The sequence below is a fragment of the Pseudomonas sp. BR20 genome, assembly GCF_050780135.1.
Taxonomy (GTDB): Bacteria; Pseudomonadota; Gammaproteobacteria; order Pseudomonadales; family Pseudomonadaceae; genus Aquipseudomonas.
In genome coordinates, this window is the sequence record NZ_CP172012.1 from 5790024 (window position 1) to 5807372 (window position 17349).

At 55.6% G+C, this 17349-nt stretch carries 10 protein-coding genes, 2 tRNA genes and 3 rRNA genes; 1 reads left to right on the forward strand and 14 read right to left on the reverse strand.

Annotated elements, in window-relative coordinates; all coding sequences use genetic code 11:
- Positions 1-93: 93 nt before the first annotated feature.
- From rrf to mrcB, 14 genes are all read right to left on the reverse strand, one after another.
- Positions 94-209: ribosomal RNA gene (gene rrf / locus ACHPFG_RS26730) — 5S ribosomal RNA — on the reverse strand.
- 151 nt (positions 210-360) lie between these two features.
- A 23S ribosomal RNA gene (locus tag ACHPFG_RS26735) occupies positions 361-3252 on the reverse strand.
- Between the two features lie 249 nt (positions 3253-3501).
- Positions 3502-3577, reverse strand: a tRNA-Ala gene (locus ACHPFG_RS26740).
- A gap of 30 nt (positions 3578-3607) precedes the next feature.
- Positions 3608-3684: transfer RNA gene (locus tag ACHPFG_RS26745), tRNA-Ile, on the reverse strand.
- Between the two features lie 83 nt (positions 3685-3767).
- Positions 3768-5304: ribosomal RNA gene (locus ACHPFG_RS26750) — 16S ribosomal RNA — on the reverse strand.
- The 16S, 23S and 5S rRNA genes sit together here with 2 tRNA genes alongside, the layout of an rRNA operon.
- Positions 5305-5848: 544 nt before the next feature.
- Positions 5849-6469, reverse strand: a complete 621-nt coding sequence (gene msrQ, locus ACHPFG_RS26755) for a protein-methionine-sulfoxide reductase heme-binding subunit MsrQ (RefSeq protein ID WP_431700883.1) — start codon at positions 6467-6469, stop codon at positions 5849-5851.
- Positions 6469-7482, reverse strand: coding sequence for a protein-methionine-sulfoxide reductase catalytic subunit MsrP (gene msrP / locus ACHPFG_RS26760; RefSeq protein ID WP_431700884.1), 1014 nt, complete (start codon positions 7480-7482; stop codon positions 6469-6471). Before msrP ends, msrQ begins: the two co-directional genes overlap by 1 nt.
- A gap of 63 nt (positions 7483-7545) precedes the next feature.
- Complete coding sequence (gene pssA / locus ACHPFG_RS26765) at positions 7546-8403, reverse strand: CDP-diacylglycerol--serine O-phosphatidyltransferase (protein ID WP_053137711.1); 858 nt, start codon at positions 8401-8403, stop codon at positions 7546-7548.
- 145 nt (positions 8404-8548) lie between these two features.
- Positions 8549-9565, reverse strand: coding sequence for a ketol-acid reductoisomerase (ilvC, locus tag ACHPFG_RS26770; RefSeq protein ID WP_003176099.1), 1017 nt, complete (start codon positions 9563-9565; stop codon positions 8549-8551).
- 47 nt (positions 9566-9612) lie between these two features.
- On the reverse strand, positions 9613-10104 hold the full coding sequence (gene ilvN, locus ACHPFG_RS26775; RefSeq protein WP_003176102.1) for an acetolactate synthase small subunit: 492 nt from the start codon (positions 10102-10104) through the stop codon (positions 9613-9615).
- 2 nt (positions 10105-10106) lie between these two features.
- Positions 10107-11831: an acetolactate synthase 3 large subunit gene (locus ACHPFG_RS26780; protein WP_065925350.1), complete on the reverse strand. Its 1725-nt coding sequence runs from the start codon at positions 11829-11831 to the stop codon at positions 10107-10109.
- Positions 11832-12262: 431 nt separating this feature from the next.
- The gene (locus ACHPFG_RS26785; protein WP_431700886.1) at positions 12263-12592 is read right to left on the reverse strand and encodes a YqcC family protein; all 330 of its coding nucleotides are present in this window, start codon (positions 12590-12592) and stop codon (positions 12263-12265) included.
- The gene (locus ACHPFG_RS26790) at positions 12592-13326 is read right to left on the reverse strand and encodes a tetratricopeptide repeat protein (RefSeq protein WP_431700888.1); all 735 of its coding nucleotides are present in this window, start codon (positions 13324-13326) and stop codon (positions 12592-12594) included. Before ACHPFG_RS26790 ends, ACHPFG_RS26785 begins: the two co-directional genes overlap by 1 nt.
- 16 nt (positions 13327-13342) lie before the next feature.
- On the reverse strand, positions 13343-15667 hold the full coding sequence (mrcB, locus tag ACHPFG_RS26795; protein ID WP_431700890.1) for a penicillin-binding protein 1B: 2325 nt from the start codon (positions 15665-15667) through the stop codon (positions 13343-13345).
- 118 nt (positions 15668-15785) lie between these two features.
- Here mrcB and ACHPFG_RS26800 point away from each other — a divergent pair, with 118 nt between their 5' ends.
- Positions 15786-17342 (forward strand): AAA family ATPase, encoded by a 1557-nt coding sequence (locus tag ACHPFG_RS26800; protein ID WP_431700891.1) that lies wholly within the window; start codon positions 15786-15788, stop codon positions 17340-17342.
- Positions 17343-17349: the final 7 nt, after the last annotated feature.

Consider the following 17349-nt stretch of genomic DNA (forward strand, 5'->3'; position numbering starts at 1 on the left):
GCACTGAAGGCCACCCCGAGGCGCCTCTTCGCACTTTTCGATCGACCAAAACAAAACCCCATCTGCTTTCGCAAATGGGGTTTCGGAATTTAATCTTGACGATGACCTACTCTCACATGGGGAAACCCCACACTACCATCGGCGATGCATCGTTTCACTACTGAGTTCGGGATGGGATCAGGTGGTTCCAATGCTCTATGGTCGTCAAGAAATTCGGGTACTGAGTCGTGACCAGTTGGCCTCGCTTCAGCAAATTGGGTATGTGACAGCTATCGGTGTTTTGTGAGCATCGAACTTTCGGTTCATTGCGTCTTCACACACCGCAATCTGGCCTTTCGACTCAAATTGCTTGGGTGTTATATGGTCAAGCCTCACGGGCAATTAGTATTGGTTAGCTCAACGCCTCACAGCGCTTACACACCCAACCTATCAACGTCGTAGTCTTCGACGGCCCTTCAGGGGACTCAAGGTCCCAGTGAGATCTCATCTTGAGGCTAGTTTCCCGCTTAGATGCTTTCAGCGGTTATCTATTCCGAACATAGCTACCCGGCAATGCCACTGGCGTGACAACCGGAACACCAGAGGTTCGTCCACTCCGGTCCTCTCGTACTAGGAGCAGCCCCTCTCAAATCTCAAACGTCCACGGCAGATAGGGACCGAACTGTCTCACGACGTTCTAAACCCAGCTCGCGTACCACTTTAAATGGCGAACAGCCATACCCTTGGGACCGGCTTCAGCCCCAGGATGTGATGAGCCGACATCGAGGTGCCAAACACCGCCGTCGATATGAACTCTTGGGCGGTATCAGCCTGTTATCCCCGGAGTACCTTTTATCCGTTGAGCGATGGCCCTTCCATACAGAACCACCGGATCACTAAGACCTACTTTCGTACCTGCTCGACGTGTCTGTCTCGCAGTCAAGCGCGCTTTTGCCTTTATACTCTACGACCGATTTCCGACCGGTCTGAGCGCACCTTCGTACTCCTCCGTTACTCTTTAGGAGGAGACCGCCCCAGTCAAACTACCCACCATACACTGTCCTCGATCCGGATAACGGACCTGAGTTAGAACCTCAAAGTTGCCAGGGTGGTATTTCAAGGTTGGCTCCACGCAGACTGGCGTCCACGCTTCAAAGCCTCCCACCTATCCTACACAAGCAAATTCAAAGTCCAGTGCAAAGCTATAGTAAAGGTTCACGGGGTCTTTCCGTCTAGCCGCGGATACACTGCATCTTCACAGCGATTTCAATTTCACTGAGTCTCGGGTGGAGACAGCGCCGCCATCGTTACGCCATTCGTGCAGGTCGGAACTTACCCGACAAGGAATTTCGCTACCTTAGGACCGTTATAGTTACGGCCGCCGTTTACCGGGGCTTCGATCAAGAGCTTCGCGTTAGCTAACCCCATCAATTAACCTTCCGGCACCGGGCAGGCGTCACACCCTATACGTCCACTTTCGTGTTTGCAGAGTGCTGTGTTTTTAATAAACAGTCGCAGCGGCCTGGTATCTTCGACCGGCATGAGCTTACGGAGCAAGTCCTTCACCCTCACCGGCGCACCTTCTCCCGAAGTTACGGTGCCATTTTGCCTAGTTCCTTCACCCGAGTTCTCTCAAGCGCCTTGGTATTCTCTACCCAACCACCTGTGTCGGTTTGGGGTACGGTTCCTGGTTACCTGAAGCTTAGAAGCTTTTCTTGGAAGCATGGCATCAACCACTTCGTTAACTAAAAGTTAACTCGTCATCAGCTCTCGGCCTTAGAATCCCGGATTTACCTAAGATTCCAGCCTACCACCTTAAACTTGGACAACCAACGCCAAGCTGGCCTAGCCTTCTCCGTCCCTCCATCGCAATAACCAGAAGTACAGGAATATTAACCTGTTTTCCATCGACTACGCTTTTCAGCCTCGCCTTAGGGACCGACTAACCCTGCGTCGATTAACGTTGCGCAGGAAACCTTGGTCTTTCGGCGTGGGTGTTTTTCACACCCATTATCGTTACTCATGTCAGCATTCGCACTTCTGATACCTCCAGCAAGCTTCTCAACTCACCTTCACAGGCTTACAGAACGCTCCTCTACCGCATCACTTACGTGATACCCGTAGCTTCGGTGTATGGTTTGAGCCCCGTTACATCTTCCGCGCAGGCCGACTCGACTAGTGAGCTATTACGCTTTCTTTAAAGGGTGGCTGCTTCTAAGCCAACCTCCTAGCTGTCTAAGCCTTCCCACATCGTTTCCCACTTAACCATAACTTTGGGACCTTAGCTGACGGTCTGGGTTGTTTCCCTTTTCACGACGGACGTTAGCACCCGCCGTGTGTCTCCCATGCTCGGCACTTGTAGGTATTCGGAGTTTGCATCGGTTTGGTAAGTCGGGATGACCCCCTAGCCGAAACAGTGCTCTACCCCCTACAGTGATACATGAGGCGCTACCTAAATAGCTTTCGAGGAGAACCAGCTATCTCCGAGCTTGATTAGCCTTTCACTCCGATCCACAGGTCATCCGCTAACTTTTCAACGGTAGTCGGTTCGGTCCTCCAGTTAGTGTTACCCAACCTTCAACCTGCCCATGGATAGATCGCCCGGTTTCGGGTCTATTCCCAGCGACTAGACGCCCTATTAAGACTCGCTTTCGCTACGCCTCCCCTATTCGGTTAAGCTCGCCACTGAAAATAAGTCGCTGACCCATTATACAAAAGGTACGCAGTCACCCAACAAAGTGGGCTCCCACTGCTTGTACGCATACGGTTTCAGGATCTATTTCACTCCCCTCTCCGGGGTTCTTTTCGCCTTTCCCTCACGGTACTAGTTCACTATCGGTCAGTCAGTAGTATTTAGCCTTGGAGGATGGTCCCCCCATATTCAGACAAAGTTTCTCGTGCTCCGTCCTACTCGATTTCATGACTAAGAGATTTTCGCGTACAGGGCTATCACCCACTATGGCCGCACTTTCCAGAGCGTTCCGCTAATCTCAAAGCCACTTAAGGGCTAGTCCCCGTTCGCTCGCCACTACTAAGGGAATCTCGGTTGATTTCTTTTCCTCAGGGTACTTAGATGTTTCAGTTCCCCTGGTTCGCCTCTTGCACCTATGTATTCAGTACAAGATAACCATCTTATGATGGCTGGGTTCCCCCATTCAGACATCTCCGGATCAAAGTCTGTTTGCCGACTCCCCGAAGCTTTTCGCAGGCTACCACGTCTTTCATCGCCTCTGACTGCCAAGGCATCCACCGTATGCGCTTCTTCACTTGACCATATAACCCCAAGCAATCTGGTTATACTGTGAAGACGACATTCGCCGAAAATTCGATAATACTCAATTAAGAGCAACTCACAAATTTTACCTTAGCCTGATCCGTTACCAGTGAAAGTAACGTTCAGTCTATCTTTCTATCACATACCCAAATTTTTAAAGAACGATCTAATCAAAGACTAGAAATCAACATTCACCATCACACGGATGGAATGCTCATTTCTAAGCTTTCATAACGTAGAAGCAGTAGTGGTGGAGCCAAACGGGATCGAACCGTTGACCTCCTGCGTGCAAGGCAGGCGCTCTCCCAGCTGAGCTATGGCCCCGTATTTCTACAGGCGTTTCCCACACAAAATTGGTGGGTCTGGGCAGATTCGAACTGCCGACCTCACCCTTATCAGGGGTGCGCTCTAACCAACTGAGCTACAGACCCAATTTCGGGCTGCTTCTTTATCGTCTTCTTCAATGAATCAAGCAATTCGTGTGGGAACTTATGGAGCAGCTGATGTCGTCGATTAAGGAGGTGATCCAGCCGCAGGTTCCCCTACGGCTACCTTGTTACGACTTCACCCCAGTCATGAATCACACCGTGGTAACCGTCCTCCCGAAGGTTAGACTAGCTACTTCTGGTGCAACCCACTCCCATGGTGTGACGGGCGGTGTGTACAAGGCCCGGGAACGTATTCACCGCGACATTCTGATTCGCGATTACTAGCGATTCCGACTTCACGCAGTCGAGTTGCAGACTGCGATCCGGACTACGATCGGTTTTCTGGGATTAGCTCCACCTCGCGGCTTGGCAACCCTCTGTACCGACCATTGTAGCACGTGTGTAGCCCAGGCCGTAAGGGCCATGATGACTTGACGTCATCCCCACCTTCCTCCGGTTTGTCACCGGCAGTCTCCTTAGAGTGCCCACCATAACGTGCTGGTAACTAAGGACAAGGGTTGCGCTCGTTACGGGACTTAACCCAACATCTCACGACACGAGCTGACGACAGCCATGCAGCACCTGTCTCAATGTTCCCGAAGGCACCAATCTATCTCTAGAAAGTTCATTGGATGTCAAGGCCTGGTAAGGTTCTTCGCGTTGCTTCGAATTAAACCACATGCTCCACCGCTTGTGCGGGCCCCCGTCAATTCATTTGAGTTTTAACCTTGCGGCCGTACTCCCCAGGCGGTCAACTTAATGCGTTAGCTGCGCCACTAAGAGCTCAAGGCTCCCAACGGCTAGTTGACATCGTTTACGGCGTGGACTACCAGGGTATCTAATCCTGTTTGCTCCCCACGCTTTCGCACCTCAGTGTCAGTATCAGTCCAGGTGGTCGCCTTCGCCACTGGTGTTCCTTCCTATATCTACGCATTTCACCGCTACACAGGAAATTCCACCACCCTCTACCATACTCTAGTCAGTCAGTTTTGAATGCAGTTCCCAGGTTGAGCCCGGGGATTTCACATCCAACTTAACAAACCACCTACGCGCGCTTTACGCCCAGTAATTCCGATTAACGCTTGCACCCTCTGTATTACCGCGGCTGCTGGCACAGAGTTAGCCGGTGCTTATTCTGTCGGTAACGTCAAAACCATCACGTATTAGGTAATGGCCCTTCCTCCCAACTTAAAGTGCTTTACAATCCGAAGACCTTCTTCACACACGCGGCATGGCTGGATCAGGCTTTCGCCCATTGTCCAATATTCCCCACTGCTGCCTCCCGTAGGAGTCTGGACCGTGTCTCAGTTCCAGTGTGACTGATCATCCTCTCAGACCAGTTACGGATCGTCGCCTTGGTGAGCCATTACCCCACCAACTAGCTAATCCGACCTAGGCTCATCTGATAGCGCAAGGCCCGAAGGTCCCCTGCTTTCTCCCGTAGGACGTATGCGGTATTAGCGTCCGTTTCCGAACGTTATCCCCCACTACCAGGCAGATTCCTAGGCATTACTCACCCGTCCGCCGCTCTCAAGAGAAGCAAGCTTCTCTCTACCGCTCGACTTGCATGTGTTAGGCCTGCCGCCAGCGTTCAATCTGAGCCATGATCAAACTCTTCAGTTCAAACATCTTTGGGTTTTTAAGAAACCCTAAACTTGGCTCAGCAATCGTTGGTTATTCTTTGATTTCTCGCGGAGTAACTTGTGATGCTGATAATCTTGTTGACTATCAGTCTGACCCCACAAGCACCCACACGAATTGCTTGATTCAGTTGTTAAAGAGCGGTTGGTTAAGAGCTTTCGTCTCAACCGAGGCGCGCATTCTACAGCAGCCTCATTTGCTGTCAAGTGATTATTTTCAGAAGCTTTCGAAGATTTCTTCAACAACTTCAACCACTTGCGCTTTCGATCTCTCGTTAGCGGGAGGCGGATTCTACAGCGTTACACGCTGCTGTCAACACCTCTTTTTCTCCGCTTTCGACCGAGAAGATCGAATCGTTAATAGCGCCAAACAACACGACTCTATCAACTCCTTCTGGGCTTCGATGAACTGAAGCAACTCGCCGCCTAATCCTGCATAACTCTTTGTTTACCAAGGAGTTTTACGTTTCGACTGCACCGGAAGTGGGGCGAATTATAGACTTCCAGGATCTGCGGTCAAGCGTTAATTACGCTTTTGTTGCAGACGGTGCTTTTTTAGTAATAAGTCGGGGGATTCGGCGCGCTACTGGCGGTACACGCAACACCAGAAGCAGCGCACCTATAGAAGCATAGATAGCCCATTCTTTCAGATCAGCCCGCACGATCCACAACATATGCAGCAAACCAAGCCCAAGAATTACATACACCAGGCGATGCAGCTTCTTCCAACGACTACCCAGTCGGCGCTGGCTATAGCGATTAGACGTGACCGCCAACACCAACAAAGACAAAAACCCTAGCGCCCCCACAATAATGTAGGGCCGCTTACGCAGCTCCACACCCAATTGCGACCAATCCAGCCCCAGGACAAACACACAGTAAGCCGCTAAATGCAGCACTACATAAACAAAGCACCACAATCCAAGCTGCCGGCGCACTGCGATCCACCCCGCCCAACCGCTCAGTTTCTGCAACGGCGTCATGCCGAGGGTAATCAGCAAGAGGAACAAAGTGCCCAAGCCAAGCCGGTCAACCAGCACCTTGCCCGGATCCGGCCCCAAGGCAAAACTCCACGCCTCATATAGCCATAACAACGGCCACACTGCCGCAGCTATAAAAACGCCAACGCGCCAGATGGGGTGACGCATCAGTAGTTCTTCCGCAGATCAAGGTCTGCATATAAAGAGGCAACCTCATCCGAGTAGCCATTGAACATCTGCGTCTCACGCACATTGGGACTGAACAGGCCACTTGGCAGACGACGCTCCCGCGCCTGGGTCCAGCGGGGATGATCCACCGTGGGGTTCACATTCGCATAGAAGCCATATTCATCCGCCGCGATACTCTGCCAAGTAGTTTTGGGCTGCTCGCTTACAAGGCTGATACGCACGATGGATTTCACGCTCTTGAAACCGTACTTCCAAGGCACGACCAGACGTAAGGGTGCACCGTTCTGATTGGGCAACTCGCGCCCATACATGCCAACGGCAAGAATCGCCAACGGGTTCATCGCTTCATCCAGACGCAGCCCTTCGACATAAGGCCAGTCGATCAAGCCAAAACTCGAACGCTGCCCAGGCATACTCTTGGCATCTTGGAGGGTTTCAAAGCGGATGTATTTGGCCTTGGAGGTCGGCTCAACCTGCTTGAGCAAGGCAGAGATCGGAAAACCCATCCACGGAATGACCATCGACCACGCCTCGACACAGCGCAAACGGTAGATCCGCTCTTCTAGCTGATAAGGCTTCATGAAGTCTTCAAGGGCATAACGCCCCGGCTTTGCGACCTCACCATCAATCACCACACTCCAAGGCTCGGTCTTGAGTGAGCCTGCATTTTTCGCAGGATCGCCCTTGTCTGTACCGAACTCATAGAAGTTGTTGTAGTGGGTTGCGTCCTTGAACGGGGTGATGGACTCATCCTTGACCGTCACCGCCTGCCATTTCGTTTCCGGTAATTTTTCGGCAAACCAATTAGGCGCCTTGCCAGGCTCAACATCGGGATAACGCGCGGCATCTTCGGCACCGGCCCAACGCGGCAGGCTGCTGGCAGCGATGCCGGCAAGCGCACCACCGAGCAAGCTACGGCGAGAAAGGTAGAAGGATTCAGGCGTGACATCCGATTCTTGGCAATCGGACGCTTTGGGCAATTTGATTAACATGGCAACTCCGCAGCATTGGAGAACTGATGCACCAATAGACTGCGGAGTATGGGGGAAATTACATTAAGGCAACGTTTTGTCCCGACGCATATGCAGCAAGTACTGAATCGGCCCCGAAGCGGCGTAGACCAGGAAGGCCAATAGCAGAATCCGAGGGGGGTCACTGAAGACCACCGCAAACACCAGTACCACTGCCAGGATCGCCACGAAAGGTACACGCCCTTTGAGATCAAGCTCCTTGAAGCTGTTGTACTTGATATTGCTGACCATCAGCATACCGGCCGCAGCAACCATCAACGCCACCAGGAACGACATTTTCGAACCCTGGATGCCGTAGTCGCTGAACGCCCAGACGATACCCGCCACCACACCCGCCGCTGCCGGACTGGCCAGGCCAATGAAGTAACGTTTATCAGCAGTACCCACCTGGGTATTGAAGCGAGCCAGACGCAACGCTGCACCCGCGACATAGATGAAGGCGACCATCCAGCCAACCTTACCCATATCACCGAGCGCCCAGGCGAAGGCCAGCAGTGCAGGCGCAACACCAAAGGCAACCATGTCCGACAGCGAGTCATACTCGGCACCGAAAGCGCTTTGGGTGTTGGTCATGCGCGCCACACGACCATCAAGGCCATCCAGCACCATGGCCACGAAAATTGCGATGGCAGCAAAGCCGAAATATTTGCTGGCGCTCGCCGCATCACCGGCCGCCAGGGCGCTTTGGGCACTCATTGAGTTGATGATGGAATAGAACCCGGCAAACAAGTTTGCCGTAGTGAACAGATTGGGCAGCAAATAGATGCCACGATGCCGGACCTTGCGGCCTTCAGCGTCATGCCCTTCTTCGACATGTTCATCGATCGGCAGCAGGCTTTCGGCGTCAGAAGCCTGGTTTGGCTCTTCGGGACGTTCGCTCATGGACTTTACCTTGCAACGGTGTGAAAAAAATTCGACCAATACTTGCGGCGACTGTTCGCCCGCAAACGATGCAGCTTTATACCAGAACCCGCTCCCCAAACGAAAAAACGCGGCCTAAGCCGCGTTTTCTGTTGATACGTACGACTTAGTTTTTGGCTTTGTCGACGATCTTGTTGGCACCGATCCACGGCATCATGGAGCGCAGTTGCTCACCGATGACTTCGATACCGTGAGCAGCGTTGTTACGACGCTTGGCGGTCATCGAAGGGTAGCCGGTAGCACCTTCGCTGATGAACATTTTGGCGTATTCGCCATCCTGAATACGTTTCAGGGCGTTGCGCATAGCCTGGCGGGACTCGGCGTTGATCACTTCCGGGCCAGTCACGTACTCGCCGTATTCGGCGTTGTTGGAGATCGAGTAGTTCATGTTGGCGATACCGCCTTCGTACATGAGGTCAACGATCAGTTTCAGTTCGTGCAGGCATTCGAAGTAGGCCATTTCCGGCGCGTAGCCAGCTTCAACCAGGGTTTCGAAACCGGCTTTAACCAGCTCAACGGTACCGCCGCACAGAACGGCTTGCTCGCCGAACAAGTCGGTTTCGGTCTCGTCCTTGAAGGTGGTTTCGATGATGCCGGTACGACCGCCACCTACGCCAGCAGCGTAAGACAGCGCAACGTTCTTGGCGTTGCCCGAAGCATCCTGGTAGATCGCGATCAGGTCAGGGATACCGCCGCCTTTGACGAACTCGGAACGTACGGTATGGCCCGGTGCTTTCGGCGCGATCATGATCACGTCGAGGTCAGCGCGCGGCACAACCTGGTTGTAGTGGATCGCGAAGCCGTGGGAGAACGCCAGGGTGGCGCCCTTCTTGATGTTCGGCTCGATTTCGTTCTTGTACAGCGCGGACTGGAACTCGTCCGGGGTCAGGATCATGACCAGGTCGGCAGCAGCAACAGCGGAAGCAACGTCAGTCACTTTCAGGCCGTGGGCTTCAGCCTTGGCAACGGTGGCCGAGCCTTTACGCAGGCCAACAGTCACGTCAACGCCGGAGTCTTTCAGGTTGCAAGCTTGCGCGTGACCCTGGGAGCCGTAGCCGATGATGGCGACTTTCTTGCCCTGGATGATCGACAGGTCACAATCTTTATCGTAGTAAACTTTCATGAGGTTCCTCTATATATCCAGGCCGTAAGGCCATTCGCTAATTTGGGTTAGATGCTGAGTACTTTGTCGCCACGGGCAATCCCGGTGACACCACTGCGTACCGTTTCCAGAATCGAGGCCGTCCCGATCGACTGGATGAAGCTGTCCAGTTTGTCGCTCGTACCGGTCAGCTGAACGGTATAAACGCTGGCGCTCACATCGACGATCTGCCCGCGATAAATATCGGTAGTGCGCTTGATCTCGGCACGCTGGGCACCCGTGGCCTTGACTTTAACCAACATCAGCTCGCGCTCGATGTGGGCACTCTCCGACAGGTCGACCAGCTTGACCACTTCGATCAGCTTGTTGAGGTTCTTGGTGATCTGCTCGATCACCTCATCGTGGCCCACGGTGGTCAACGTCAGGCGCGACAAAGTCGGGTCTTCGGTCGGCGCCACGGTCAGGCTTTCGATGTTGTAGTTGCGTTGCGAAAACAGGCCGACAACACGAGACAGAGCGCCGGGTTCGTTCTCCAGAAGCAGGGAGATAATGTGCCGCATGATTAAGTACGCTCCGTCTTGTTCAGCCACATATCGCGCATAGAGCCGTCTTTGATCTGCATCGGGTAGACGTGCTCGCTGGTATCGACCTGAATATCGAGGAACACCAGGCGGTCCTTCATGGCGAACGCTTCTTCCATCTTCGGTTTCAGATCTTTCAGATCGGTGATGCGAATGCCAACGTGGCCATAGGCTTCAACCAACTTGATGAAATCCGGCAACGATTCCATGTAGGAATGGGAGTGACGGCTACCGTAGCTCATGTCCTGCCACTGACGAACCATGCCCAGCACGCCGTTGTTCAAGCAGACAATCTTCACAGGAAGACCGTACTGCAGGCATGTCGACAGTTCCTGGATGTTCATCTGAATGCTGCCTTCCCCGGTGACGCACGCAACGTCAGAGTCCGGGAAACTCAGTTTCACACCCATGGCTGCTGGGAAACCAAAGCCCATCGTGCCCAGGCCACCGGAGTTGATCCAGCGGTTAGGCTTGTCGAACTTGTAGTACTGCGCGGCAAACATCTGGTGCTGGCCGACATCGGAGGTCACAAAGGCGTCGCCCTTGGTCACTTCGCAGAGGGTTTCGATCACGGTTTGTGGCTTGATGATGCTGCCATCGCCCTTGTCGTAAGGGAACAGGCCGCGATCACCGCGCCATTCGTCGATCTGCTTCCACCAGCTGGCAACGGATTCCTTGTTCGGCGTTTCGCCGATGTCCTTGAGCGCAGCGACCATCTCGGTCAATACACTTTCCACAGGACCTACGATCGGCACGTCGGCCTTGATGGTCTTGGAGATGGACGCCGGGTCGATGTCGATATGGATGATCTTGGCATTAGGGCAGAATTTGCTCGCGCCATTGATCACGCGATCATCAAAACGCGCGCCCACTGCCAGGATCACGTCGGCGTGGTGCATGGTCAGGTTGGCGGTGTAGCTGCCATGCATGCCCAGCATACCCACGAACTGACGGTCCGTACCCGGGAAGGCGCCAAGGCCCATCAGGGTGTTGGTTACCGGCAGGTTGAGCAGTTTGGCCAGCTCGGTCAGCGGTGCAGAACCGCCACCCAGGATCACGCCACCACCCGAGTACAGCACTGGACGCTTGGCCGCCAGGAGCATCTCTGCCGCCTTGCGGATTTGCCCCGAGTGCCCGCGAACGGCCGGGCTGTAAGAGCGCAGCTTGGCTTTCTTGGGAAAGACGTATTCGAATTTCTCAGCCGGGTTGGTCATGTCTTTCGGGATATCGACCACGACAGGTCCCGGGCGACCGGACTGTGCGAGGTAGAAGGCCTTTTTCATGACGTCCGGGATTTCCGACGCATGCTTGATCATGAAGCTGTGTTTCACGATCGGCCTGGAGATACCGATCATGTCGGTTTCCTGGAACGCATCGGTCCCCACCATGGTGCTTGGCACCTGGCCGGAAATGATCACCATCGGGATGGAGTCCATATAAGCAGTCGCGATGCCAGTAATGGCATTGGTTGCGCCTGGGCCGGACGTTACCAGTACCACACCGGCTTTACCGGTGGCACGGGCATAACCGTCAGCCATATGGGTCGCGGCTTGTTCGTGGCGAACCAGGATGTGGGTAACAGCCGGTTCCTTGAACAGTGCGTCGTAAACATGCAGCAGAGCACCACCTGGGTACCCGTAGATATAGTCGACGCCTTCGTCACGCAAAAAGCGGACGAGCATCTCACCGCCAGATAAAAGCTCCACGTTGTTCACCTCTAAAACGCCAGAATACCGTCCGTTAAAAACCGACGGGTCTTAATAGGTTTACTTCTCAACAGAGCATGAGCGACGGTGGTCGCCGACTACGTCAGCACTGACTGAGCAAGTATTGGGATCGTCCCAAGTGTTGCGGGCTTTTCCCACCCAGCGCGAGGTAACGCGTTGCGGGTGTAACAGGTCGGCGCGGATGTGCGCCTCATGATCTGCTGAGCGGGCCTGCTTCTGGCAGTCCCGATACAGCGGACTTTGGATTCTTCTGTTTCAGGCCTCTCAAGTCAAGCAATAATTGCGCTTTTTTCCAACTAAGCGCATGAGAACGTAGAAGAAAGGGCTTTGAGGAGGGATAAAACTCGCCTGAATGTCGTGAAGCGGTAGAAATGTGCGCAAGACTGCCGGAAAAACCGGCAGCCAGGCAATTAACGAGCGTCGACGATCAGTTGGTCGAACTTTTTCAGCGCATTACGCAAGCCCAGGCTCTCTCGCGGCCGATCGGCATAAACCATCTCGGCCATTTCGAGAATGCCTGAAGCATTCGGCAGCGGCAGGTCCTGTTCGAGGATCTGTTTCATGCGCACCAGGAAGATCCATTGCAACCACTGGTGGAAGTCCAGTGTGTCTACCGCAAACGGCTCGACGCTGCCGAGCGCCTCGGCGCTGGGGGGCACTTCATCCCACCAGCCCTGCACGCGTAATTCGCGCTCAATCAGCAATAACTGTTCGGCAATCGCTGGAAACCGTGCATCCATCAGAGGCTGACCTTGGCTTTTTGCCGAGCCTGGGCAGCGCCGGCAGCGTCACCTTGTGCGGCGCGCGCATCACCAATCAAGGCCCACAGGCTGGCTTGCAGGTCAGGACGACCGCTGGCCAGCGTGAGACCACGACGAGCGAATTGTTCGGCCTGCGGCGCATCGCCCTGGGCCATGCGTACCTGGGCAAGGCGATACAGCACTTGCGGCTCGCGCGGAGCAACACGTTGCGCACGCTCAAGGCTGGAGGACGCACCATTCAAGTCACCACCCGCCTGCTGTTGCTGGGCAGTGGTCAGCAACGCCAGCACCGGACCATCCAATTGCTCGTCGGCTGACAAGCCGCCAGCGCTGGAGGACGATGGAATGCCACTCGGCGTCGACGGCATGTTGTAGGTGCCCTGGTTGATCGGCGCGGTCTGCATTGGCGCGGAATCGATCGGCCCGGAGGTGCTTGGCCCAGGCGTCCAAGGCTCGGCACTGATTGGCGCCGCGGTAGCAGCACCGCCGCCCGGCACCATCACTACCACACCCGAATCCTGTGGCACGGCCTGAGGCCTGGCCTGGGCCGGACGGTTGGTCACGGTTTGGCGGAAACCGCCATTGGCCGAGATCCGGTCATTATTGGAGACAGCTGTGCTCGAATCCACAACCGGAATAGAGCCGCGCTGCACGCTGGAGCAACCGCCGAGCAAAGCCAGAGCTGTAATAGCTGGAATCCACCACTTGTTCACTTGAAACCCTCTTTGCTTAATTCATCCAGCCCTTGACCCAATCCATCACCGATTCCGCATCTGCAGGGGCACCGCCACCGCACGCAGCACCGGGTGGTGGTTCGCTGCCGCGAATATACGGCATCTGCACCGCGCCCGGACAGTTGGCATCGGAGCCCTGGCCGGTATGCGGATCAATCCAGGCCTGCACGATGTTATCCGGCTGCGGCATGTTCAACGGCAGCGGATCGGCCTTGCGCATGAAACTGGTCCAGACTTGCAGCGCGCCGGTGGCACCGGTGAACGGCGTCTTGCCATTGTCGTCACGACCCAGCCACACCACTGCGAGCACATCCTGGCCGAAACCTGCGAACCAGCTGTCACGCGAGTCGTTACTGGTACCGGTCTTACCCGCCAGTGTCAGGTTGGAAGGCAAAACCTTATAGACCGAGCTACCGGTACCTTCACGCATCACGCGCTGCATGGCGTTCTGGATCAGATAGATGGAGCCTGCATCGAAACGTTGCTGAATCTGGAACGGATAGCGCTTGAGCGGCTCACCCTCGGCCGTCAGTACACTGCGGATCCCGCGCATCGGCGTATTGAAGCCACCGTTGGCCAGGGTCTGGTACATCGTCGCCACTTCGATCGGCGTCATGGCGCCGGCGCCGAGCAGGATCGATGGGAAGGCCGGGAATTCGCGGGTGATGCCCAGACGAGCCAGTGTCTTGAGGACATTCGGCACGCCAACCTCCAAGCCGAGCCGAGACGTGGAAATGTTGTAGGAGTGCGCCAAGCCCTGATACAGGAACACCGTGCCGTGGGAGCGGCGATCAAAGTTCTGCGGCGTCCAAACCTGGCCGTCGCCCCCTTTGACCGACAGCGGGTCATCCGACAGCCAACTGGTGAGGGTGTATTTGCTCGGCTTTTCCAGCGCCGTCAGGTAGACCGCCGGCTTGACCAGCGAGCCGATCGGCCGCACGGCATCCAGTGCGCGATTGAAACCGGCAAAGCTGGCCTGGCGACTGCCGATCATGGCCTGGACTTCACCGGTTTCCGGGTTGGTCACCACCATTGCGGCTTCTACTTCATCGGCGCCCTTACGGCCCGTCAGGCGCTTGAAGGTGTCGTTGACCGATGCTTCTGCCTTCATCTGCAGAATCGGGTCGAAGCTGGTGAAGATCCGCAGGCCTTCTTCGGTCAAGTCTTCGTCGCGGTAGTCTTCACGCAACTGGCGCTTTACCAGATCGATAAAGCCTGGGAACGAACTGTCCGCCAACTTCCCGCGGGTTGTCACACCCAGTGGCATTTTCTTCGCCGCGGCAACTTGCTCCGCCGTGGCAACGCCTTGCTGTTCAAGCACATCGAGCACCAGGTTACGGCGCTCCAGCGCACGCTCCGGATTGCGACGCGGGTTGTAATAGGAAGGCCCCTTGACCATGCCTACCAACAAGGCGACTTGATGCAACTTCAACTCGGACAGCGGTTGGCCGAAGAAGAACTGGCTGGCCAAACCGAAACCGTGCACGGCGCGTTGCCCATCCTGGCCGACGAATACCTCGTTGAGGTACGCCTCAAGGATTTCCTGCTTGCTGTAGTGCAGCTCAAGCAGCATCGCCATCATGGCTTCGGTGAGCTTGCGGGTCAGGCTGCGCTCGTTGGTCAGGTAGAAGTTCTTCACCAACTGCTGGGTCAGCGTACTGCCGCCCTGGGTCATCTTGCCGCCGGAAGTATTCACCCAGATGGCACGGGCAATCGACTTCGGCGAAACGCCCCAGTGACTATAAAAGTCGCGGTCCTCCACAGCCACCAACGTTTCCAGTAGATACGGCGGTACCTGATCAAGCTTGATCAGGATGCGATCTTCAAGATTCTTCGGGTAAATCCCGCCGATCATCAGCGGTTCAAGGCGTACGACCGGCAACTTCGAGCCGTTGAGGGACGACAGCTCGGCTACATAGTCGCCGGAGAAGCGCACACGCACCGGCTGGGCTTTTTCCAGGCCTTCATAGAACTGAAAACCGCGAGTATTGAGGTCGACGGTATTCCCGCTGACCGCCGCAGCTCCCGGGCCATTGCTCACGGGTTCGCGTCGATAGCCCAGGGCGTCGAGTTCGGTGAGGAAGTCATCCTTGCTCAGCTTCTGGCCGGTGAATAATTCCAGCGGGCGTGCATACACCTTGGCCGGGATAGTCCAGCGCTTGCCGGAGAATTTCTCCTGGACCACAGCGTCGAGGTACACCGCAAAGCCGGCGAGCACCACAAGCCCTACCAGGCCGAGCTTGAGCGCCCAGCCAAGCCACGTGCGCAGGCCGCGGGAAGGAGGTTTTTTACGGGAACGGGGAGATCGGGATCGAGTCATGGCGGCGGATTATACGCACTTTATTGAGGATCAACATGAGCCGGACAGCGGTTTGCATGACCGCCCGTAGCAGCCATAATGCGCGCCATGATTCCCCCCCGACTCTGAAGGATCGCCCGTGAGCCAGTCACTGATCGCAGCCCTGCAAAACCCGGCTTTGTACCCTCATCCGGTTGAAGCGTTCCAGGTCATCGAAACGCATATTTCATGGGTCATCTTGACCGGCCCCTACGCCTATAAATTGAAAAAACCGATGAACTTCGGGTTTCTGGACTTCACCGACCTGGAAAAACGCGGGCACTTCTGCAACGAAGAACTGCGCCTCAACCAGCGCCTGACAACGGATCTGTATCTGGAAGTGTTGCCGATTACCGGCACTGCCGACGCCCCGCAATTGGGTGGCGACGGCCCGGTGATCGAATACGCGCTGAAGATGCGTCAGTTCCCGCAAAGCCAACTGCTCAGCACCCTGCAAGCCAATGGCGAACTGACCGCCACGCACATCGATGAAATGGCCACGCAGATCGCGCATTTTCACCTCACCGCGCCAAAAGTGCCGCAAGACCATGCAGCCGGCACCCCGGACGAAGTGATGGCGCCGGTACGGCAGAACTTCGACCAGATCCGTCCATTCCTCAGCGACAAGGCCGACCTGATTCAACTGGAAGCCCTGCAAGCCTGGGCCGAAAGCAGTTTCGAGCGCCTGAAACCGCTGCTGGCACAGCGCAAGCTCGACGGTTTCACCCGCGAGTGCCACGGTGACATCCACCTCGGCAACGCCACCTTGATTGACGGCAAGGTGGTGATCTTCGACTGCATTGAGTTCAACGAACCGTTTCGCTTCACCGATGTGTACGCCGACACCGCTTTCCTGGCCATGGACCTGGAAGACCGCGGCCTCAAGTCCTTGGCCCGCCGCTTTATCAGCCAGTACCTGGAACTGACCGGTGACTATCAGGGCCTTGAAGTGCTGAACTTCTATAAAGCCTACCGCGCCCTGGTACGTGCCAAGGTGGCGCTGTTCAGCATGCCGAGCGAGGCAAGCCCGGTGCAACGCGCCACGACCCTGCGTCAATACCGCAACTACGCCAACCTGGCGGAAAGCTACAGCACCATTCCATCGCGTTTCCTGGCAATTACCCACGGTGTCTCGGCAGTCGGCAAAAGCCACGTTGCCATGCGCCTGGTGGAAGCATTGGGCGCTGTACGCCTGCGCTCGGACGTGGAGCGCAAGCGCATGTTCGGCGAGCAGCAGGTCGAAAACACGCCACAGGCCGGCATCTATGCGGCCGACGCCAGCGCCAGGACCTACGCTCGCTTGAATGACATCGCGGATACCGTGCTGCGTGCCGGCTTCCCGGTAGTACTGGATGCCACCTTCCTCAAACGCGAACAACGCGACGCAGCAGCCAAGGTGGCCGAAGCCACGGGCGCGCCGTTCCTGATCCTGGACTGCAACGCGCCACAAGCCGTTATCACCAGTTGGTTGGCGCAACGTCAGGCCGACAAAAACGATCCGTCCGACGCGACGCTGACCGTTATCGAAGAACAGCAGGCCAACCGTGACCCACTGACCGCCGAAGAACTGTTACTGAGTAAACGCGTCGAGACCAATCAAAGCGGAACCCTCGATGCGCTAGTCGCACAAATTCGCCAGCGCCTGCCAGGCCTGTAAGAAAAAT

What these genes read in the sequence shown, in the direction of transcription:
- pssA (WP_053137711.1), bottom strand. Translation starts at nt 8,403, where the DNA reads ATGAGCGAACGTCCCGAAGAGCCAAACCAGGCTTCTGACGCCGAAAGC.
- msrQ (WP_431700883.1), bottom strand. Translation starts at nt 6,469, where the DNA reads ATGCGTCACCCCATCTGGCGCGTTGGCGTTTTTATAGCTGCGGCAGTG.
- ACHPFG_RS26785 (WP_431700886.1), bottom strand. Translation starts at nt 12,592, where the DNA reads ATGGATGCACGGTTTCCAGCGATTGCCGAACAGTTATTGCTGATTGAG.
- msrP (WP_431700884.1), bottom strand. Translation starts at nt 7,482, where the DNA reads ATGTTAATCAAATTGCCCAAAGCGTCCGATTGCCAAGAATCGGATGTC.
- ilvC (WP_003176099.1), bottom strand. Translation starts at nt 9,565, where the DNA reads ATGAAAGTTTACTACGATAAAGATTGTGACCTGTCGATCATCCAGGGC.
- ilvN (WP_003176102.1), bottom strand. Translation starts at nt 10,104, where the DNA reads ATGCGGCACATTATCTCCCTGCTTCTGGAGAACGAACCCGGCGCTCTG.
- mrcB (WP_431700890.1), bottom strand. Translation starts at nt 15,667, where the DNA reads ATGACTCGATCCCGATCTCCCCGTTCCCGTAAAAAACCTCCTTCCCGC.